The sequence below is a fragment of the Brevibacillus sp. genome (genome assembly GCF_003521185.1).
Taxonomy (GTDB): domain Bacteria; phylum Bacillota; class Bacilli; order Brevibacillales; family Brevibacillaceae; genus Brevibacillus; species Brevibacillus parabrevis.
Genome location: NZ_DOTK01000060.1, coordinates 71,520 through 95,632, shown reverse-complemented (window position 1 = coordinate 95,632; position 24,113 = coordinate 71,520). Strand labels below are relative to the sequence as shown.

General features: G+C 55.4%; 2 protein-coding genes and 1 pseudogene. All 3 read right to left on the bottom strand.

Annotated elements, in window-relative coordinates:
* A pseudogene (locus DEP07_RS27820) lies at nt 1–1,401 on the bottom strand (condensation domain-containing protein); the annotation flags it as partial.
* A 31-nt stretch (nt 1,402–1,432) separates the two neighbouring features.
* The gene (locus tag DEP07_RS18645; protein ID WP_287102869.1) at nt 1,433–16,921 is read right to left on the bottom strand and encodes a non-ribosomal peptide synthetase; all 15,489 of its coding nucleotides are present in this window, start codon (nt 16,919–16,921) and stop codon (nt 1,433–1,435) included.
* Nucleotides 16,922–16,949: 28 nt separating this feature from the next.
* On the bottom strand, nt 16,950–23,771 hold the full coding sequence (lgrA, locus tag DEP07_RS18640) for a linear gramicidin non-ribosomal peptide synthetase LgrA (RefSeq protein WP_287102868.1): 6,822 nt from the start codon (nt 23,769–23,771) through the stop codon (nt 16,950–16,952).
* Nucleotides 23,772–24,113: the final 342 nt, after the last annotated feature.

The following is a 24,113-nucleotide window of genomic DNA, read 5'->3' as shown; positions in this document are numbered from 1 at the left end:
GGCAATGCGCTCCGGGTGCCGGGCTGCCGTTTCCGCAAACAACTGGTGCACCGTTTTGTCGCTCGGATAGTTGGTTGCCGTGTCGTTCAGCCCGACAAGCAGATGCTGTCTTTCTTCGGGACGGAGCAATGACAGCGCAGACAGGGACCGCTCCGGATTGTCGACGATAGCTTCCAAAATAAGCGCCAGCTGGTCGAGTGTTCGTTCGATCGCCGCTTGTTCAAAACGGTCTGTCGCATACATCATTTTGATGCTGAACGGATCACCCGGAATCCCGACAACCGTAAGCGGATTATCCACCTCCTGGAAGTGCTGCACAGCGGAGATGGTAAAGCCGACTTCTTTCTCGTCCTCTTCGCCAAGCGGATAGTTCTCGAATACGAAAATGCTCTCGAACAGCGGTGTCCCGCGCGGAACGTCCGTCCAGCCTTGAATGTCGACCAACGACGTGTATTCATACTGGCGCACTTTGGATTGCTGTTCCTGCAAAGCTTTGAACCAGTCAGCCAATGATTGCTCCGGTTCGATCTTCGCTTTCATCGGCAACGTGTTGATAAACATCCCGACCATTTGCTCGACGCCAGGCAGGTCGCTCGGACGGCCGGAGCCGGTTACTCCGTACACGACGTTTTCCTCGCCGCTCAACCGGCTGAGCAAAATCGCCCATGCCCCTTGCACGATCGTGTTGACCGTGACTTTATTCGTTCGCGCCAGTTTGGCAAGCGCTTTGGTCACTTGCCCAGTCAGAGCGCGGGTCGCTTCCCCGATCTGCTTTTCCAGTCCCTCATGGCCCGCGGTGCGCTTGGCGTGCGTTTCGAACGGAATCGGCGTAGGATTTTCCATCGGCCCCAAAAACTCGCGCCAAAACTGCTCGGACGCCGTCTTGTCCTGACGGCGGAGCCAGGAGACGTAGTCTTTGAATGGCCTTGCCTGCGGCAGTCGCAAGTCTTTGCCTTGGCGGTACGCTTCATAAAAATCGAGAACTTCCTGAAACACGATCGGGCTGCTCCAACCGTCCAGCAGCAGGTGGTGGAAGCTCCAGATCAGTCGGTGTACGGCTTCGCCCAGCTTGATGATCGTCACGCGCATGAGCGGGGCTTCGCTCAAGTCGAAGCCCGCCGCTTTTTCATTTTGCAAAAACGCCGCCAGCATGCTCTCCTGCTCGTCACTTCCGTATGACGACCAGTCTTTTTGCCGGATAGAAAAAGGAACGCTTTCGAAGACCGCCTGCAGCGGCTTCTCCGTCTCTTCCCAGATGAATCCGGTACGCAAGATCGAGTGGCGCTGAATCACTTTCTTCCACGCTTTTTCAAAGGGAACGATGTCAAGCTCGCCTGTAAGAATCGCCGTAGTTTGAATCATGTAAGCCGATCCTTCCGAGTACAGCGAGTGGAACAGCATGCCTTCTTGCAGTGGGGTTAGCGTATATAGATCAGTGAGATCCCCCATGGAGTTCATTCCCCTTTCTATTTTTTAACCTTGCGAGCACCTTGTTCAAAGCGCTCTGACTCAAGTCTGCATCCTCGAAGTCTTCCGCTCTGTAGCTTTGTTTCTCCGCCTGGATCAATGATTGCAAAGCGTCCGTGTAGTGACGGGCAAATGTTTCGATATGCGATTCGCTGTACAGTCTTCCGTTGTAGAGGAAGCTGAGACCGAGCTTGCCTTCGGTGACGGCCCCCACGACATCGATCAGGTGAGTCCGTCTGTTGTCCGGGCCGCTGTTTGCGCCCCGCTCGCCTTCTGCGTATGCCAGAAGCGCTTTCGCATCTGCCGCCTGGTGGAATTGTCCCAAATAGTTGAAGCTGAGCGGTGCTTGCGGAATCGCCTTTAGCTTTTCGACCAGTTCAGGGTCTTGCGCCATGTAGCGCAGCAGGCCGTAGCCGAGACCTTTGTGCGGAATTTGTTGCAGCTTTTCTTTGACTCGCGCAAGCGCATCCTCGGAAGACGTGTTTGGCTCCAGTTGAATCAGGAGCGGGTACATCGACGTAAACCAGCCGACGGTGCGGGAAAGGTCGACGTCCTCGAACAACTCTTCGCGACCGTGTCCTTCGAGATTGACCAAAAGCGCGGACTCGCCCGTCCATTTGCCGTATGCCAACGCCAGCGCCGTCAACAAAATATCGTTGATTTGCACGCGGTAGCGGGATGGAACTTTTTGCAGAAGGGCGTCCGTCTCTTCTTCTTCCAGGTGGATCGTCCACATCCGGCCGTTTGCTTCTGTGTTTTCCGCCCAGTCATGCACGGGCAGTGGGTGACCCGACAGTTCGTCTGCCGCCTTGAGCCAGTAATCCTGATCAACCAGCATCCGCTCAGAGGACGCGTATTTATGCAATTTTTCTGCCCATGCCTTGTAAGAGGTCGTTTTCGGCGGCAGTTGAATCTTGTTGCCTTTTTCCGCTTGCCCGTACGCTGTTTGCAAGTCTTCGATCAGGATGCGCCACGAGACACCGTCGACTGCCAGGTGATGAATGACCATCAAAAGACGGCCTGGTCGGTCGTACCCGAGATCGAAGTAGACGACTTTCAGCAGCGGCCCGTTCTGCAAATCCAGGCTTGCTTGGGCCTGCTGTGCGAGCTTTTCGATCTTCCGCGCCTGCTGGGCTGGCGGACTCATGGACAAATCCTCCACTTGCAGCGGCACTTCCGAATCGACGTCGGCATACGTCTGCTTCCACTGTCCGTCTGCGAAGGTGTAGCGCAAGCGGAGCGCGTCGTGATGAGCAAGCAGTTGGGCAACGGCTTGGCTCAAACACTCTTCCTCCAACGGCTCGTTCACTTGCAGCAGCATGGATTGGTTCCAATGGTGCGGCGTCGGTTGCTTTTGCTCGAAAAACCATGTCTGGATCGGCAAAAGCGGCACCTCGCCCGTCACGTTCCCTTGTTCTGCGTCCACCTTTGTACTTTGGCCTGCAACTTTTGCCAGCTCGGCAATGGTTTGCTGATCGAACAATTGCTTGGGAGTCAAATGGATGCCGGCCTTGTTCGCGCGGGCGACGATTTGAATGCTGAGAATCGAGTCTCCTCCAAGCTCAAAAAAGTTATCGTGAATGCCGATGCGGTCCATGCGCAGTACAGCGCACCAAATGTCTGCCAGCGTTTGTTCGACATGGCTTGTAGCCGCTGCAAATGCGTCCTCTTCCCGGCTGCGTTCCAAAACAGGGGCTGGCAGCGCTTTGCGGTCCACTTTTCCGTTCGGAGTAAGCGGCAAAGCATCCAGCATGACAAAGGCGGCAGGCACCATGTAGTCCGGCACGTGTGCTTTGAAGTGCTGGCGCAGCTCGGCTGTCCCAAGCTCTTGCTCGGCGTCCTTGACTGCGTAGGCGACGAGCTGCTTCATGCCCGCCTCATTTTCGTGGACGATCACCACCGAAGCCGTAATCGCCGGGTGTTTGGCCAAGACCGCTTCCACTTCGCTCAACTCGATGCGGAACCCGCGAATTTTTACCTGGTTGTCAAGCCGCCCGATGAACTCGATCAGACCGTCCGGCAGGTAGCGCACCAGGTCGCCTGTGCGATAAAGACGTGCCGCCTGATCAGTTGCAAACGGATTGGGCACAAACCGCTCTGCCGTCAAATCTGGGCGGTTCAAGTAGCCTTCCGCCAGACCGTCGCCGCCGATGTACAGCTCGCCAGTCACGCCAATCGGAACGGGCTGCATGTGACGATCGAGCACGTATGCCGTCGTGTTTTTGATCGGACGGCCGATCGGGAAAGTGTGGGCCGATTCGGGCATGACCGTGACCGGATTGCAGCAGGTGAATGTCGTGTTTTCGGTCGGGCCGTATCCGTTGATCACCGTCAGCCCTGCGATTTCCAGCGCTTTTTTCACATGCGGAACGGATACGATATCTCCGCCGACGAGCAGTTGGCGAACCCCGGACAAATATTCCTTGTGATGGTCGACCATCAGCGTGAACAGCCCGGCTGTCAGCCAAAGTGTCGTCACGTGGTGCGACTGGATCGCCTGCCCGATTTCTGCGAGCGACGGCAGTTCTGGCGGCAGCAGGACGAGCTTCGCCCCGTTCAAAAGGCTGCCCCATATCTCGAAAGTCGCCGCATCGAACGACACGGTGGACGCTTGCAGGAACACGTCTTGCTCCGTGATCGTCACATAATCCGTTTCCTTGACGAGGCGGACGATGCCGCGATGAACGACAAGCGTTCCTTTTGGCAGTCCGGTCGAGCCGGATGTGTAGATGACGTAAGCGAGACTTTCCGCTGTCGTGTCCACGTCAGGCGCCTGCTCGCTCTCCTTGGCAATCAGCGGCCAATCGCGATCCAGGGCAATCGTAGTCCGTTCCCCTGACGGCAAGCCGGGCATGAGCTGCTCCTGCGTCAGCAAGACCGTGATTCCGGCGTCGCCCATCATGTAGGCCAGACGCTCCTCTGGATAATCAGGATCGAGCGGCACATAGGCTCCGCCAGCCTTGAGTATGCCGAGCATCCCGATCAGCATTTCCAGCGAACGTTTGACGCAGAGGCCGACGAGCGCACCCGGCCGCACTCCTTTTTGTTGCAAGTAGTTGGCTGTCTGGTTGGCCCGGCGCTCCAATTCCGCGTACGTAAGCGTCTGATTTCCCGCAACGACCGCCAGTCGCTCAGGATAAAGCAGCGCCGTTTCCCGGAACAATTGATCCACCCGTTTGTTTCGCGGATAAGCGGTCGTCGTGTCGTTCCACTCCACCAGCAATTGCGCTCGCTCGCTCTGGTTCAGCAGCGGCAATCGGGCAATACCCTGATCCGGCATATGAACGATAGCTTCCAGCAGCTGAATAAAATGCTGCGACAGTCGCTCCATCGTCGCCTCATGGAACAGCGCTGTGTTGTATTCAAACGTGGCGAACAGTCCGTTTTGTTTTTCCGCCATCGTCAGCGTCAGATCGTATTTGGAAGTGACCAGATGCTTGTCCATCTCAAAATCAGCCACACGGATACCAGCTTTTTCGTCCAAGTTCAGCTGGAAGTTTTGCAGGACAAACATCACCTGGAACAGCGGCGAGTAGCTGAGACTGCGCTCCAGCTCCAACTCGTCGACCAGCTTTTCAAACGGCAAATCTTGATGGGCGTATGCTTCGAACGCCGTCTCCCGCACTCGTGCCAGCAACTCGCGGAAGGTCGGTTCTCCTGACAAGTCCGTCCGCAGTACCAATGTGTTGATGAAAAAGCCGATCAGCGGCTCCGTCTCTTGTCTGTTCCGTCCCGCGACAGGGCTGCCGACGAGGATGTCCTCCTGCCCGCTATAGCGGTAGAGCAAGACTTGGAAGGCAGCGAGCAAGGTCATGAACAAGGTCGCGCCTTCTTCCTGGCTGAGCTTGTTCAGCTTTGCGTACAGCTCGCCTGAAAGCTTGATCGTATGCATCGCGCCATCATGCGTCTGGACGGCAGGACGCGGCTGATCTGTCGGCAAAGCCAGCAGCGGTTCGGCTCCGCTCAGCTTTTCTTTCCAGTACGCAAGCTGCTCGGCAAGCACTTCCCCTTCCAGCCACTTCCGCTGCCAGACGGCGTAATCTGCGTATTGCACCGTAATCTCGGCCAATTCAGGCGCTTCTTCCCGCACAAACGCTTCGTACAGCGCCCGCATTTCTTTGAGGAAAATGCCGATCGACCAGCCGTCGAAAATGATATGGTGCAGGTTGAATAAGAAGACGCACTCTTGCTCCGCCAGACGAATCAGGGTGGTGCGCAGCAAAGGACCTTGGCTCAGGTCAAACGGCGTCGCCGCTTCCAATCCGGCCAAGCGATGAGCTTCCGCTTCCCGCTCGTCTGCTGGCATCCCGCGCAAGTCGATCACGTTCAGCTTTCCATCCAGCCGGGAGTGAATCACTTGCACCGCTTCCCCATCCACATCGCCAAAAGTCGTCCGCAAGCTTTCGTGGCGCTGGATCAGCACTTGCAGGCTCTTTTCCCAAGCGGCGATATCCAAATCTCCCAACAAGCGCACGGCTGACGGAATGTTGTACAACGTGCTGTCCGGCATCAGGCGATCCAGAAACCAGAGGCGCTGTTGCGCGAACGACAGCGGCAAATGAGCTTCCCGTGAGACAGGCAGCATCTGCGCTTCCGTTTCGTTCTGCCCAATCGCTCCAAGTGTCTCGGACAGCTCTGCAACAGTCGGCCGCTCAAAAATCGCGCGGATCGGCACTTCTTTCGCAAACGTTTCGCGCAGACGGGAAGCTACTCGTGTCGCCAGGAGAGAATGTCCGCCCAGTTCGAAAAAGTTGTCGTGCACCCCTACTTGCTCGATTCCGAGCACATCCGCCCAGATGCTGGCGACCAACACTTCCGTCTGATTGCGCGGCGCTACGTAGCCAGCGGCAGAAGCGACTTGCCCCCACTCCGGTTCCGGCAGTTGCTTGCGGTCGATCTTGCCGTTCGGTGTCAGCGGCATCGCGTCCAGCCAGACAAAGAAGGAGGGAACCATAAACTCGGGCAATTTTGCCTTGGCCCAGCTCGTCAAGACGGCACGATCGCCGCACTCCCCGTCTTTTGTCGTGATGTAGGCAACGAGACGCTTTTCGCCCAGCTTGTCTTCTTTGGCCACGACCACTGCTTCCTTGATCTGTGGATGGCTGCGCAGGACAGCCTCCAGCTCGCCCAATTCGATCCGGTAGCCGCGAATTTTGACCTGGTGGTCGATGCGGCCCAAATACTCCAGCTGTCCATCGGGCAAGTAACGAACGAGATCGCCCGTGCTGTACATCCGCGCATCCGGGTCGGGATGGAACGGATTGGGCAAAAAGCGTTCTGCCGTCATTTTCGGACGCTTCAAGTAACCGCGCGCCAAGCCGTCACCGCCCAAATACAGCTCCCCAGGCAAGCCCAACGGCACAGGCTGCAGCTTGGCATCGAGAACATACGCTTGCGTGTTGGCCAAAGGACGGCCAATCGTCGGCTCTGTCTTTGCCCCTTTTGTCACCTGGACATAAGTGGAGTACGTCGTATCTTCCGATGGGCCATACAAGTTGAAAACTTTTTGCACATGCCCAAGCGCGTACAAACTTTGCGCCAGCGTGTTCGGCAGCGGCTCTCCGGCGAGATTGACGACCCGCACGCTCGGCGGTATCGCGTTCATCCGCACCAGCTCCTTGGCCGCAGATGGCACGGTATTGATCAAAGTCACCTCTTTTGCCGCTGGCAGGCTTGGCAAATGCAAGGCGTTGTCCGCCAAAATCACTTTGCCGCCGCAACTCAAGGTCACGAATATTTCATACACAGACAAGTCGAAGCAAATCGAAGTGGACGCGAGCACGCCGCTCATTTCTTCAGCCGAGAAGACGGTTTTCGCCCAGAAAATGAAGGCAATGACGCTGCTGTGCTGAATCGCCACCCCTTTTGGCAGACCTGTTGAGCCGGATGTGTAAATCACGTAAGAAAGGTTGGTTGGCGCAGCCAGATTCGGCACATTTGCTTCCGGCTGAACCGCCATGCACGCCCAGTCGCGATCCAGGCAAATCACTTGTGCTGTATGCTCAGGCAACATCGGAAGCAAGCGTTCTTGCGTCAACACGATCGCCGCCTGCGAATCATCCAGCGTGTAGCCAATCCTGTCTTGTGGATAAGCGGGATCAATCGGCACGTACGCACCGCCCGCCTTGATAATTCCCAGCAAGGCGACAATCATCTCGGTCGTCCGCTCCATCAGGACAGCGACCAATACTTCCGGCCCGACGCCCTGCGCCCGCAGGTAATGTGCCAGCTGGTTCGCCCGTTTGTTCAGTTCCGCATATGTCAACCGCTCGGTTCCGACGACCAGAGCTTGCGCGTCCGGCGTTGCCTCCACTTGCGCCTCGAACAGCTGGTGCATCACCAGGTTGCGCTCGTACGGCATGTCGGTCGCATTCCATTCCACCAACAGCTTGTGGCGCTCCGCTTCCGTGATGATGGACAAGTCTGCGAGCTGTTCGTGCGGCTCACGCATGATTGCTTCCAGCACACTGCTCAACTGGGCCAGCACCTTGTCCATGGCTGGCTGCTCGAATCGGCCCGTTTCATAAATCAGTTTGAGCATCAGTTCTTCGCCGGGCGCTACCACGAGCGTCAGCGGATAGCTCGTCTGCTCGACCGCTTTGACTTCCCCGAGCAACATGCCGGATTCGGAATCCACACTTGTGCCGGACAAGTAGTTCTCAAAGACGAAAATGCTGTCAAACAACGACTGGCCGCGCGGCACCTCGCTCCAGCTCTGGATGTCCACGAGCGGCGTAAACTCGTACTGGCGCATCTCGCTTTGGGCCTGCTGCAAGCTTTGCAGCCAGTCGATGACCGTCGTCTGTTCCGGGAAAAGCACACGGACAGGCAACGTGTTGATAAACAGCCCCACCATCGCTTCTGCGTCAGGCAAGTCGGTTGGCCGTCCCAGATTGGTCGTGCCAAAAACGACTTCCGCTTCGCCTGCATAACGCGCCAGGATCAGCGCCCAAGCCCCTTGCACAACCGTATTCAGCGTCAACTGGTGCTTGCGGGCAAAAGCGAGCAAGTTCGCTGTCGCCCGTTCGGACAAAAGCAGCTTGTGGTCTGCGTATTCTTTTGGCTGACCCGCGCTGCCACCCGATTTCCCCATGCCAAGCGGCGTCGGCACGCCAAAGCCCTGCAAATAGTCGCGCCAATACTGCTGCGCTTCTTCCAGGTTTTGTCGTTTCAGCCAGGCAATATAGGCTGAAAACGGAGGAATGGCGGGCAAGCTCGCTTCCTTGCCATGCGAGGCTGCGGCATAAAACGCCTGCCAGTCCTGGAACACGATCGGCGTGCTCCAGCCATCGAGCAACATGTGATGGAAGCTCCATACAAACTGGAACGTGCTCGCATCCAGGCGAATCAACGTCCAGCGCATCAGCGGCGGACGGGCGAGATCAAAACCCCGCTTGCGATCTTGTTCCAAATACGTCTGCAAGCCTGCTTCCTGCTCAGCCGCTGTCAGATGGCGCCAGTCCAGTCGCTCGACAAACGTTTTGACTTTCGCGTGCACGACCTGATGCGGCTTCTCCAATCCGCTCCACAGGAAGGACGTTCGCAAAATCGCGTGGCGCTCGACGACTTTTTGCCAGGCTGCCGAAAATGCCTCTACATTCACATGCTCCAGTTTCAAAGCGAGCTGCACCACGTAATCCCCGCCTGCTTGCTCATACAAGGAATGGAACAGCATCCCTTCCTGCAACGGCGTAAGCGTATAAACGTTCTCGATCAGGCGATTGTGACCGATAAACTTGTCGAGACTGTTTTGATCCAGTTCCGCGAGCGGGAAGTCGGAAGGCGTATAGCCCCCTGCTTGCTCCGTGCGGCAATGGGCAATAATCGCTCGCAACGCTTGCACATAGTCATGAGCGAGCTTTTCAATCGTGCCCGGCTCGTACAGATCGCGGCTGAATGTCCAGCTCATCTCCAGCTGGTCTTGCGCCACCATGCTCATGACATCGAGTTTGTAAAGACGCGTCTCATCCTCGCTCACATTGGATGCCGACCAGTTCGGAATGATTTGGAACAACGCCGCGTCAGTCGTTTGACCTTGGCCGAATTGTCCCAAGTAGTTGAAGCTGATCTCCGGCTGCGGCTTGGCTCGCAGCATTTCGGCCGTTTGCCCATCCCGGCTCAAATAGCGGTGAATACCGTAGCCAATCCCTTTGTCCGGGATCGCCCGCACTTGTTCTTTGATCGACTTCAGCAAGTCACCCCAGGCCAAATCCGGCTCCGTTTCCAGCAAGACCGGATACAGGCTCGTGAACCAGCCCACCGTACGCGACACGTCCACGCCATCCACGATCGGCTCGCGACCGTGTCCCTCTACCGAGACATACAATGCCCGCTTGTTCGTCCAATCCGTAATCGTGCGCGTCAAGGCACTGAGCAGCACATCGTTGATCTGCGTGCGATAAGCGGCTGGCACTTCTTGCAGCAGCGCCCGAGTCTCGTCCGCGCTCAGCTTTGCCTTTACTTGCACGGCCAGACCTTCCGTGTTCTTGCCTTGTGGATGATCAACAGGCAGCCCGCATGCCTGTTCGCTGTCCATGCCAGTCCAATACTCATCGACAGCGCTTTGCTCCGCGTACGTTGTCAGCTCCTCCGCCCAGCTTTTGAACGAAGTCGTCTTTTGCGGCCATGCAATCTTTTGCCCGGCTTTAACCTGTTCGTAAGCGGTTTGCAGGTCTTCCAAAATAATGCGCCAGGAGACGCCATCGACCACGAGATGGTGAATCACAATGAACAGACGCTGTTCCGCTCCGAGTTGGAAATAGGCGGCACGGTGCAAAGGTCCTTTTTCGATATCCAGGCTTGCTTGCAGTTCGTCTGTGATGTGCCGCATCCGTGCTTCTCTCTCCGCCTCAGGAACGGACGACAAATCGGCGACCAGCAGCACATCTTCATCCGCAATCTCACCATGCGCTGCCTGCCATGTTCCGTTGACCTGCTGAAAGCGCAGGCGCAGGGCATCATGCTGGCGAGGCAGCGCGGCAAAAGCTTGCGTCAGCGCCGTCATATCGAGTTCTTCCCGCACTGCGAGCATGACCGACTGGTTCCAGTGATGAACGTGGCGGACATCCTGCTCGAAAAACCACGTCTGAATCGGCGTCAAAGGCAATTCGCCTGTCACGATTCCTTGTTCGGCCTGCATTTCCGGCGCTTTTTCCAGCACCACTGCGCTTGCCGCCAGCTCTGCCAATGTTTGCGCGTCAAACAAATGCTTCGGCGTTAACTGCAAACCAGCCTGATTGGCCCGCGAAACGATCTGAATGGTCAAAATCGAGTCGCCGCCCAGTTCGAAAAAGTTGTCGTGAACCCCGATCGTCTCTACGCCCAGCACCTCTTGCCAAATTTCGGCCAGCTTGCGTTCCACATCCGATTGCGGTTCGACAAAGCTGCCTTCCCACTCTGTCTGCGCGACATCCGGCAAGGGCAAGGCGCGACGGTCTACTTTTCCGTTTGGCGTGAGCGGCAGGGCTTCCATCAGCACGATGGCAGACGGCACCATGTAATCTGGCAACATTTCTTTCAAGGACTGGCGCAACTCGCTCGTCTGTCGCTCTTCTCCTTCATGGAGCACGGCGTACGCAACAAGCCGCTTCACTCCGGGGGTCACGTCTTCGCGGACGATCACCACCGACTCTGCAACCGCGGGATGAGCGTACAAGGCCGATTCAATCTCGCCCAGCTCAACCCGGAACCCGCGAATGCTTACTTGATCGTCGGCACGTCCGATAAACTCGATGCTGCCATCTGCTGCATAGCGCACCAGGTCACCAGTCCGGTACATCCGGGCACCTTCAATCGGAGAGAACGGATTCGGCACAAAGCTCGCTTCCGTCAAGTCAGGACGGTTCCGATAGCCGCGCGCCAGACTTTTTCCCCCGATGTACAGCTCTCCGACTACCCCTACAGGTACAGGCTGTCTGTTTTCATCCAACACGTAGACAGACACATTGTCGATCGGGCGACCAATCGTCGGCGCAGACTCGCGCTCGCCCAAAACAGGCACTGCCCCTGCTGTCGCAACCACCGTATTTTCTGTCGGCCCGTACTGGTTCACGAGCGTAAACGGCACGTCCGCAGTCGGGTATTGGTGCAGCGTATCACCGCCCGTCAGCATGTAGCGCAGCGCCGCTCCCGTCGGCCATGGCAGCGGAAGCAAGTTCTCAGCCAGCGGAGTCGGCAAAAAGCTGATGGTGATGCCTGTCTCGACCAGCCAGTCCCGCAGTTTTTCCGGCGATAGGCGAATCTCTTCCCGCGGCTGGCAAATCGTCGCACCTGCGGTCAAATACGGCCAAGTCTCCCATACGGAAGCGTCAAACGCCGTACCGGCAATTTGCGAAGCACGATCTTCTGCCGACACGCTGTAGGCGCGCTGGTGCCAGTTGACCAGATTCAGGAGCGATCCGTGCTCGATCTCTACACCTTTTGGTGTCCCCGTCGAGCCTGACGTATAAATGACGTAGGCAAGTTGATCCGCATTCGTCTTGATTGCAGGCGCAGCCGTACTTTCCGCCGCAATCTCCTGCCAATCCCGATCCAGGCACAGAAGCGCCGCTGCTTCCTGCGGCAATGCGTCAAGCAAGCGCTCCTGGGTCAAAACGAGCGACATTCCCGCATCTTTGATCATGAAAGCGAGCCGTTCGCGCGGGTACGCCGGGTCCATCGGGACGTAGGCAGCACCTGCCTTGAGAATCGCCAGTTGACCGATCTGCATCTCGCTGGAACGCTCCACGCAAATGCCCACCAAATCCTCCGAACCAATCCCTCTTTTCAGCAAAGCATGCGCAAGCTGGTTGGCTTTCGCGTCGAGCTGTGCGTACGTCAGCGCCCCTTGCTCCCCGATCACGGCAAACTGTTCCGGCAGCTCCTGTGCGATGCGCGCGACCCGTTCGTGCACTAGCAGGTCGAGGGAATAGGCGACATCCGTCTGGTTCCATTCGACGAGCATCCGGCTTTGTTCCGCACCGCCCAACAGGGGAAGCTCCACAATTTTTTGCCCCGGATCGGCGGCGATGGCTTGCAGCAGATTGCCAAAATGCTCGGCCATGCGCTCGATCGTCGTACGGTCAAACAAATCGGTGCTGTATTCAAACACGCCTTTCAATCCGTTGTCCGCCGCTTCAATCATCGTCAGAGTCAGATCGAACTTGGTCGTCTGGTTGAGCGTGACTTCATCGGGCGCAATCGCCAATGTCTCGCCTTCACGCACGCCTGTCGACATACCCTGCACAGCAAAAAGCACCTGAAACAGCGGCGAGTAGCTCAGACTGCGCTCGATTTGCAGCTCATCGACCAGTTTTTCAAAAGGCACATCTTCGTTGGCAAACGCATCGAACGCCGTCTCGCGCACGCGACGCAACAGCTCGACAAACGTAGGATCATCGGACAAATCAGTGCGCAGGACGAGCATGTTGACGAAAAAGCCGATCAAGTTTTCGATCTCTTGCCGATTGCGTCCGGCGACAGGGGTGCCAATCAAAATGTCGTTCGCATGCGTATAGCGGTACAAAAAGCTTTTGAATGCCGCAAGGAGCGTCATGAACAGCGTAGCGCCCTCTTGCCGTCCCAGCTCGCGCAGCTTTTGCCCGACCTCACCCGGCACGTAAAAAGACAAATGATCTCCGCGATAACTTTGAACGACCGCGCGTGGCCGATCTGTCGGAAGCGGCAACAGCGGCTCGCTGCCATCCAGTTTGTTTTTCCAGTAACGAAGCTGTTCTTTCCATACGTCGTCTTGGGATTTCTCGCGCTGCCAGACGGCATAGTCCCGATACTGGATCGGCAAGGCGGCAAGCGGCAGCGCTTCTCCTTTGAGCAACGTTTCGTACACTTCGCTCAGTTCGTTCACCAGTACATCCATCGACCAGCCGTCGGAGATGATGTGGTGCACGTTCAGCCAAAGGACAGACTCCTGCTCCTCCAAGCGAATCAGCATCGCCCGCAGCAGCGGCCATTGATCGAGGCGGAACGGCGTTGCTGCATCTTCCTCGGCCATTTGCTTCCACTCCGCGTCTTTTGCCGCGGCTGGCTTGTCGCGAAGATCGGTGACGCCAAGCGACAGATGCACATCCGTATGAATCACCTGCAACGCTCGCCCGTCCACATCGACGAACGTGGTGCGGAGCGATTCATGCCGCTGGATGATTTCATTCAAAGCGCGTTCCAGCACAAGCTCATCGACCGTTCCGCGCAGCCGGAAGCCGACGGGGATGTTGTACATGGCGCTGTCCGGGATGAGCCGATCGAGGAACCAGAGACGCTGCTGGGCGTAAGACAGCGGCAACTCGTCGGCACGCTGGAGCGCGGACGGCTGAATCGGGCTGTGCTTGTCCGCTTCTGCTCCATGCCGCAAAGCTTGAATCCGCCGAGCCAATTCGGCTACTGTCTGATGGGTAAAAATTTCGCGCATCGGAAGCCGGACATGAAACAGCTTGGCTGTGCGGGAAAGCACCTGTGTCGCCAAAAGCGAGTGCCCGCCCAATTCAAAAAAGTTGTCGTGCACCCCGACCTGCGATACATTGAGCACTTCCTCCCAGATGCGGACGACCAGTTCCTCAACCGGATTGCGCGGCGCAAGATAGACGTTGCCTGTATGCACGCGGCCATCCGGGAGCGGCAGCGCTTTGCGATCGATTTTTCCGCTCGATGTCAGCGGGAACTCTTCCATCTGAATAAAATGGGACGGCACCATGTAGTCCGGCAATGTTTGGCGAAGCGCTTCACGCAGCGCGTTGACGGTCCACTGCTTGTCTGCGATGAAATACGCGCACAAATACGCTTGCCCGTTATGGTCTGTGCGAGCGATCACGACAGCGTCGCGAATCGAAGCTTCCTGAATCAGCTGAGCGCGAATTTCGTCCAGTTCAATCCGATAGCCGCGAATTTTTACTTGATGGTCGATCCGTCCAAGGTACTCGATGTTGCCATCCTGACGGTAGCGTGCCAAGTCGCCCGTGCGGTACATGCGTTGTCCCGCTGCAAACGGATGGGGCACAAATTTTTCGTTCGTCAATGCTTCGTTGTTCCAATAGCCTCTCGCCAAGCTCGCTCCGGCGATGCACAATTCACCAGGCACGCCGACTGGCTGCAATTGTCCATGCTTGTTCACGATATGCGTCTGAATATTGGCGAGCGGCTTGCCGATTGGCACCAGCACGTCTTGCGAATCTTTTGCCAAGGAATACTTCGTGGCATAAATCGTCGATTCGGTCGGGCCATAAATATTTTCCAGGATGACGCCTGGCAGCGCCTCGTACACTTTGCCCACCAGTTCGGACGGCATCGCTTCCCCGGCGGCAAATATATAGCGCAATGGACTTTCTTGCTGTTGATCCCGGACATAGTCGACGAACGGAATCAACATCGACGGCACAAAATTGACATGTGTCACGCCGTGATTGACCATCGTCTCCCAGATGTGGGCAGGCTCCTTCTCCGCTCCGGGATCGAGAATGACCAATCTGCCGCTCCCCAAAATCCAGCCAAAAATTTCTGCGACCGAAACGTCAAAAGTGTAGGTCGTCTTCAGCAAATACGCATCGTTTTCCAGCAGCGGATACAGTTCCTGCAAGGCAAAAATGATGTTCAACAAGCTCGCATGCTCGATCATGACGCCCTTCGGCTTGCCCGTCGAACCCGATGTGTAGATGACGTAAGCCAAATGGTTCGCATGGGAGACGCACTCCAGATTGTCCGCTGCTCCCTGGTAAATCTCAGCTGCTTCCAGATCGATGATCCGATCCGCAAAATCGACCGCTCCAAGAAAGCGATGGTTCACCAGCAACAATTCACTTCGGCTATCTTGCAAAATATATTCAATGCGTTCCTTCGGATGGGACGGATCAATCGGCAAGTACGCCCCGCCCGCCTTAAAAATGGCCAAAATCGCAATCATCATCTCTGCGGAACGCTCGGTAAGCAAACTGACCATGCTTTCCGGGCCGATTCCTCTCGCCCGCAACAGCTTCGCCAGTTGATTTGCCTTTTCGTTCAGCTCCCGATAAGTAAGGACTTGTTCTCCCATGACCAGCGCGATGCGCTCTGGCTCCCTCTCGGCGCGCTCTTCAAAAATTTGGTGGATCAGCTTATCTGTAGGATAATGGCGGTACGTATCGTTAAAGGAATGCAGTTGCAGCTGTTTCTCTGCCGGATCAACCACTTCGAGCTTTTGCAAAAGGATGTCTGGCGCATTTGTCACTTGTGTCATGATGGTGGTGAGTTGTCGACTGATGTGAAGGAGCTGTTCTTCGCTAAAAACAGCAGCATTGTATATATATTTGATGGTGATGACATCACTTGGGGTAACCATTACGTTCAGGTCGTAGTTGGTTTGTTCAAAAGCAGATAGATGAGTGAGGGTAAACTCTTCGTTGTACTGGTTCAGACGAGTCAGAAATTGCTGGCCCATCGGATAGTTCTGGAACAGCAGAATATGGTCAATCAGTTGCTGGTTGCCCTGAATGTCGGCCAAGGAAAGATAATGGTATTTGGCAAGCGAGAGCGCTTCCTGCTGCACTTGCTTCACCAGCTCGGAAAACGTTTGCTCCGCTCCCGCCTGGACGCGGATCGGCACCGTGTTGATGAACAGTCCGACCATCTGTTCGACGTTCGGCAGGTGGCTCGGACGTCCGGAGACAACCGAGCCGAACACGACGTCTTCCGTGTTGCACTGGCGTTGCAGCATCAGCCCCCAAATCGCGCGGAACAAATTGTTAAGCGTCACGTGCAATTGCTTGGCGAGCTTGTTCAAGCTGTCCGTCAACCCCTGCTCAATCGCAAACACCAATTCCGCCTGTCTGTAGCTGTTTTTGCCGCCCTGCTTGTGTATAAAGCTGGTCGGTTCATAGCCGCTTATATACTCAGCCCAGCTCGCTTTTGCCTCTTCGGCGTCCTGCTCTCCCAGCCAACTGATATACGTGCTGTAAGGGTAAACCGGGCCAAGCTCGACGGGCAGGCCGCCTTTTCGCTGTTGATAAATTTGAAAAAAGTCGTTGAGGACAATCGGAATGCACCAACCGTCCAGCAAAATATGATGGTGACTCCAGAAAAGGGTATGCGTGTCAGCCGAAGTCCGGACAAGAGTGAGACGGATCAGTACGTCTTTGGCCAAATCGAAGCTTGCTTGGCGGTCTTTCTGCGCAAAGTCTTCCAGGTAGGCAGCTTGCTCCCCTTCAGAAAGGTGGGTAATATCCAGCACCTGAACCTTTGTCTTTCTTTCCCTGAGCACGATTTGCCGGGGCTTTTGTACTTTTTCCAGGAGAAAGACCGTTCGGAGAATATCGTGTCGTTCAATCAGCGCGTTCAAGCTTTGTTCCAGGATAGCTGGATCGATGAGCCCTTTGATCGTAAAGCGCATTTGTTCAAAATAGGACTCGCTTCCTTCGTCCAGGAGGGAATGAAACAACATTCCCTCCTGCATAGGAGTTAACGGGTATATATTGTCGACCTTTTTCCTTGACACGACTACTCTCCTCCTGAGTTTCAGTTACTTACAAATCGCTAATCAAGTCCATAATGTCGTCCAGCTCACTCCGCGAAAGGTTCTTGTCCACAAAATCGCTCGGTGTCAGCTCGGTTTCTGTCTTTTGCAGGCAGTGGGCAAGCAGCGCATTCAGATGCGCTTGATAAAGCTCCAGCAGCTTGTCGATCGTCGCTTTGCGGTACTCATCGCGATGGTACTGTATGTGAATGGTCAGCTCTCCGTTGCTGATTTTGGAAAATACATCCAGTTGCTGCATGCGCTCAGCATTTGCTCCGCGCACGCTTCCCTGCGGAAGATGCGAAAGCGTGAGCCAATCGGTTTCCAGTCCGGCATCGAGCTGCTCCCATGCATGAACGACGATCTTTGGCTGGAGCGTAAAATCGTCCGGATGCTTGTGTCGAAGGTCAGTGAGCTGCTTGAGGATGGAATACCCGCTTCCTTGATGCGGAATCGCCCGCAGCATTTCTTTGACCTGCTTGATCTGCTCCCCCGGATCGCCTGACCTCGCAGCGGAGAGGACAACCGGGAACAGCGAATGGAACCAGCCCACCGTCCGCGACACATCCAAGCCTTTTGCTGCCGACTCGCGCCCGTCTTTTTCCAAAAAAACGGTGACATCGTCTGCTCTTGTCCAGTCCCGCAATGCCATGCCCAAGGCGGCCAACAAAAGCTCCTGCGCTTCCGTCTGATAGGCGTGATTGGCCTCGTGCAGCAGATTGGCTGTCTCTGCTTTCGCGAAACGAATGGCTGCTGTCGCCGTGCTTTGTTCCGTTCGGGAAAGCGGCTCCTGATCTTGTGGCAGCGGACGGGTCGGGCTGGACGCGATTTTTCTCCAATAGCCCAGTTCGCTCGTCAGCTTCTTGCTGTTGGCTGCGTTGTGCAGTTCTTCCGCCCAGCTCTGATACGAGTGGGTTTTGTTTGGCAAGGCGATTGGCTCGCCCGCAGCTTTTTGCTTGTAGGCGGTTTGGAAGTCTTCCAGAATGATCCGCCAGGAAGCTTCGTCTACAACCAGCTGATGAATCGCCAGGAGCAGATGGTCGCCTGTCCTCGTCATGAACAGCGCAGCCTGCACGAGCGGCCCTTCCTGCAAATTCATCCCGGATTGCAGTACGTTTGCTTGTTCCTCCACTTTTTTCGCTATGTCCAGCTCCTCCGTGCAATCAAACACATGGAAGCCGAACAGCTTGCCTTCGTTCCCCTGATGGAACTGGACAATCCCCTGCTCTGTCTCGCGAAAACGCATGCGCAAGGCATCGTGCTGCAAAACGAGCGCGTTCAGCGTCTCCACGACCCACTCACGCTCCAGGCCATCCCGGCAAAACAGCATCCTCGCCTGGTTCCAGTGGTGTCGATCAGCTGTGATCCGTTCAAAGAAATCGCGCTGGATCGGCGTCAGCTTGACAAGCCCCTCTACCAGTCCCTGTTCGATGACGACCTGCTCGGACGTGACGAATGGGGCAATCTGTTCAATCGTCGGGTACAGGAACAGGTGGTTGATCACCATCGTCCAATTGATCCGTTGCAGTCGGGAGGCGATTTGCAACCCTTTGATCGAATCTCCGCCCAGTTCGAAAAAGTTGTCGCGAATCCCGATCCGTTCGATTCCGAGCACTTCGCCCCAAATGTGCGCCAAAGTCGCTTCCAGTTCCGTGCGCGGCGCTGCATATTCCGCTTCCGCTTTCACACTGCCGTCCGGTTCTGGCAAAGCCTTGCGATCGAGCTTGCCATTGGCTGTGAGCGGGAACTGTTTCAGCAAAACGAAATGGGCCGGAATCATGTATTCAGGCAGTTCACGGCGAAGCAACTCGCGCAGTTGACCGACTGTCCACTCCTGTTCGGACAGCAGGTAGGCGCACAAGTACGCTTGGCCGTTTTGATCGTTTCGGGCTACGACCACCGCGTCCTGAATCGTTTCCTCCTGAATCAGCTTGCTGCGGATTTCGTCCAGTTCGATCCGGTATCCGCGAATTTTCACCTGATGGTCCATCCGTCCGAGGTATTCGATGTTGCCATCCTCGCGATAACGGGCGAGATCACCCGTGCGATAAATCCGCTCGCCTTTCTCCAGCGGATGAGGAGTGAATTTTTCTTCTGTCAGCGCTGGATTGTTCAAATACCCTCTCGCCAGACTTGCTCCTGCGATGCATAGCTCTCCTGGTACGCCGATTGGTTGCAGTTGTCCATGCCGATTGATGATATACATGCGATAGTTGGGCAGCGGCTTTCCGATTGGAACAGGACTTTCCTGCGAGCCTTTCGCGAGCGAGTAACGGGAAGCGTAAATCGTCGCTTCTGTCGGGCCGTAGATGTTTTCCAGCTTCACCTCTGGCAATACTTCGTACACTTTTGGCACGAGTTCATCCGGCATCGCTTCGCCGCAAGCCAAGATGTACCGCAAGCGATTTGCTTCTGTTCGCCCTTCCAAATACTCGACAAACGGGATCAGCATGGAGGGCACGAAGTTGATGTGGGTAATTCCCGCTCCGACTACCGCCTGCCAAATAGCCTTCGGGTTCTTTTCCGCCTCCGGTTCCAAAATCACCAGTTTGCCACGACCCGGAACCCACCCGAAAATTTCCGCGACTGAAATATCGAATATGTAGGTTGTCTTGAGCAAGAAGGCATCGTCCTGCAAAAGCGGGTACTCGTCCTGCATTCCGTGAAGCACATTGAGCAGCGCTCCGTGCTCGATCATCACGCCTTTTGGTTTTCCCGTTGAGCCGGAAGTGTACATGACATACACCAGATCGCCTGGCTGGTTGACCAGTGGCGGGTTGCTCGTATCCGCCGCATAGCTGCTCGCACTGTTCAGATCAAGGACCACTTCCGCCATGCTTGCCTTTTCCACAAACGGCGACTGTGCCAGCACCAGCTTGGCTCCGCTGTCTGCGAAAATGTAGGCGATTCGCTCCGCCGGACTGTGCGGGTCGATGGGCAAGTACGCTCCGCCCGCTTTCAACACAGCGAAAATCGCCACCATCATCTCGACCGACCGCTCTGCCATCAGCATCACGAGATCGTCAGGTTGCACCCCTTTTTCGCGCAAAGTGTGTGCCAACTGGTTGACCCGCTCGTTCAGCTCGCGATACGTCACGCGTTGTTCGCGGAAGACTAGCGCTGTTTTGTCAGGGGTAGCCGCCGCCCAATCCTCCAGCATCGACATGATCAGCTTGTTCGGATACGCCTTGGCTGTATCGTTCACCCGCAAAAACAAATCGCGTTTTTCGTCTTCCGTTACCAGTTCAAACCTTTTCACCTGTTGGTCCAGCCCGTGCACGGCTTGCAAAAGCAGGTGCTCAAACTGCGCGACCATGCGGAGGATCATTCCCTCGTCAAACAGGTGCGTATTGTATTCAAACACGATGTTCAGCCCGTTTTCCCGCTCCAGGACTTCGAGTGTCAGATCGAACTTGCTGATCCCGGCATTTATATGGTGCATGTTGCTCTCCAGCTCGGTTTCCGGTGCGCCTTGCATCATGAACATCACATCGAACAACGGGTGACGGTTCCCTTCCCGCTTGACACGGGCAGCTTCGAGAATTTTGTCAAAAGGCACGTACTGGTTTTGCAAAGCCGGCAAAAGCTTTGCCTTGACCTGTTGCAAGTTATGTAAAAAGCTTTCTTCATGATCAATGGAGAGCAAAAGCGGCAGCGTATTGACGAACATCCCCAGCAGTTCTCGCGTATCTGGATGCTGTCTGCCGTCCGTAACGGTGCCGAGAATGACTTGATTGCTGTCGCTGTTCATTTTGGACAGCCAGATGGACACGATCGTGAGCATCAGCATGTACAGAGTCAAGTCATGCTTGGCCGCTGTCGCCTTGAGCTTTCGCGTAATTTCCGGGTTCACTCGATACATCTGGATCGCTCCGTCAAACGTCAGCTGCGGCGGGCGTTTTTTCGTCGGAAGCTGGACGGCGGGAAGCTCTCCTTGCAAAAGCGTTTTCCAGTACGCTATCTGCTGTTCGTATTCGTCGCTTGCGAACCATTCATTTTGCCAGCGTGCAAACGACTTGTACGTTTTTTCCACAGGCGACAACACCTGCTGTCCGAGCAAAGCTTGCAGCTCGCGCGCCAGGATCGACTTGGACAGACCGTCCAGCAAAATGTGATGGGAATCGAACCAGAGAACCTTTTTGTCCGCCGTCTCAATGACTCCCGCCCGCAGCAACGGCGCTTTCGCCAGATCGAACGGCTTGATCTGCTCCGCAAGCAAGCTTTGTACCGACTCCTCCTCGCCAGTCTGGCGCACAAAGGACAGCTCTGCCCGAGGAACAATCCGTTTTACAATCTCGTCGCCGCGCATGTGATACGTGCTGCGCAAACCTTCGTGCCGCAGCACCAGCTGCTCCAGGGCCACCCGAATTTGCTCCGTATCGACAGTCAGGGGGAAGTTGATCGTATAGACCACGTTGTAGGCAATCGACTCCACATCTTGCTGCTGGATGATGTACATTCGCTTCTCGACGGCGGAAGTCTCGTACTCCGCTTGCTCGTCCAGCTCTCGCAAAGGCTCCAGGCTCACCTGCTTTTGCTCCGTAAGCAGACGTTTCAACTGCCGGATGGTCGGATGCGTGAAAAGCTGGTCGTATCTGAGCGAAAGCCCGATGTTTTTGAGCTGGTGAATCAGCTGCATGACTTTGATCGAGTCTCCGCCTCGCTCCAGAAAATGGTCGTCGATCCCCATTTGCGGAATCCCCAGCACGTGGCTCCACACCTGTGCCAGTTGCTGTTCAAGCTCATCAGTTGGCGCGACATAATCTTCCCCCAGCAACTCCGCATCGGCCTGCACGTCTGGCAAGGCGCGCCTGTCTACTTTCCCATTCGCGGTCAACGGGAAAGCCTTCATGTGAACAAAGTACGTGGGGATCATGTAATCGGGGAGATCGTTCCCGAGCCATTCCCGCAGCTCGCCATGCGGAATTTCTTCAGGAGCAACGTAATAGCCAACCAAGTATTTGCGCCCGTCCGCTTGCTCCTTCGCCAATACCGTTGTCAGTTCAATCAGCGGATGATTCATCAAAAATGGCTCGATTTCTCCTGGCTCGATGCGGTATCCGCGAATTTTGACCAAATTGTCCAGGCGGCCGAGAAACTCGATGTTTCCGTCAGGCAAAAAGCGTGCCCGATCGCCCGTGCGGTACATTCGCTCGCCCGTCTGCGGATGGACGATGAACTTTTCCGCCGTCAGCTCCGGACGGTTCAAATATCCGCGCCCCAGCCCTTCCCCGACAATAAACAGCTCGCCTGCCACCCCGATCGGCTGCAACGCCAGCGCTTCGTCCAAAATCAGGATGCGGGTGCGGTCAATCGGCTTGCCAATCGGAATATTCGCATACGGCTTGTCCACCTCGAACATCGTCACCATGATGGTGCACTCTGTCGGCCCGTACCCGTTGTAGAGCTTGTACGTTCCGTTCCGCTCGATTTTTTTCAGCACATCCCCGCCCGTAATCACCACGCGAAACGACTGGTTGTCCATTTGCATGAACTGTTCAGCGGCACCCGTCGGCAAATAGCTGATCGTGATCCCTTCCTGGTTGCAGTAATCGTTTAAAGCGTCCAAATCGTACTTCCGTTCGGAAGGCACGATGTGCAGCGCAGCGCCAGCGAGCAAATGCGTAAATATATCCAGTGCAGACCCGTCAAAGGAAAAACTGGAATAAACCAACGCCTTGTCCGCAGGGGTTACGCCAAAGTACGGCCGATACCACTCGCAAAAGTTGACCAGATTGTGATGCTCGATCATGACGCCTTTTGCCAAACCTGTCGATCCTGATGTGTACATGACGTACACGAGGTCATCCGGGCGATTGACGTGCGGCAAATTGTTCGTGTTCTCGCTGTAGCTGTCAGGATCGTGCACGTCGATGATGTCGCAGGCACCGTTCGCTTTCTCCTCATGCAAAGCGTTTGTCAGCAAGATCGCGGCACTGCTGTCAGCCAGCATGTAGGCAATCCGCTCTCCCGGATAATCCGGGTCGATGGGCACATACGCCCCTCCTGCTTTCATTACCGCGAGAATGCTCACGATCATGTCCAGAGACTTGTCCAGCATGATCGCTACCTGATCGTCAGGCTTGACGCCTTTGCCCCTGAGATGGTGCGCCAGCTGATTGGCCCGTTCGTTTAGTTGCTTGTATGTCAAGGATTGGCCCCGATCGACGACAGCCACGTGGTCTGGCGTCATCTCCACCTGCTGTTCGAACAGCTGATGGAACGTTTTGTCGATCGGCTTTTCGCCCCGTTTTGGCTCTGCACAAAGCCGCTTTAATGCCAACAATTCTCGTACTGTCGTCATGTTCAGGTTTTTGTAAAAATCCCGGTCTGCTTTGAAGTGGAGCGTTCCGCCAGCAGTTTGCCGATACGGAGCGATCCGTCCATGCACGATATTTTCCCACTCGCGAATGAACAGTTCCTCGATCGCCTGATTGGCTTTGTTGTAACAATCGAGCAGAGTATCTTCGTCGGCAAACGCAATCTCTTCCTGCACGAGAATGTCGCCTGTATCTACATGCTCGTCGATGAGGTGGATCGTCACGCCCTTGGGTGTCTCGTCCCAAACGCTCCAGAAAACAGGATCTCGTCCCTTGTTCCAGGGCAAAAGAGAAGGATGAAGGTTGATGATGCGCCCGCGAAACCGGGAGACGATTTCTTTGTCCAAAATATACCCGTATGCATAGCTGACAATCCAGTCGATCTCTTGCAAATTGGCCGACTGCGCGTGCACTTTTTCCTGGCAGATGACGACTTCGTGGTGTAATGATTCCAAGTACCGTACAACTTTGTTTCCTTTGCTCATAAATGTTGTTAGGAATAGTATTCTCACAAAAACACCACCAGTACTTCCTAAAATTTCGTTGACAAAAAAGTAACTTCGAATGAAAATCTTTGGTAGATACCAATTTTGGTACTTTTTTACATAACACACAAAATCATGTTAATTTGTAAACAGTTAACGGTCAAGGTCTTATATTTGACAAATGAATGCAATCAGCGATGATAAACCTGGAAAAAACTTGATTTACGTAGGGATCGCGGCGTTTTCCGTTACGGAATAATTTGGTATAAAAATCCAAAAACCTGATTTTCTGGCTGGTTCTGCGCGCCAGAAGCTGACAGGAAAATGGACAGGCCAAACGTGGCGGAATGAGAGGAAGTGATCCAGCAA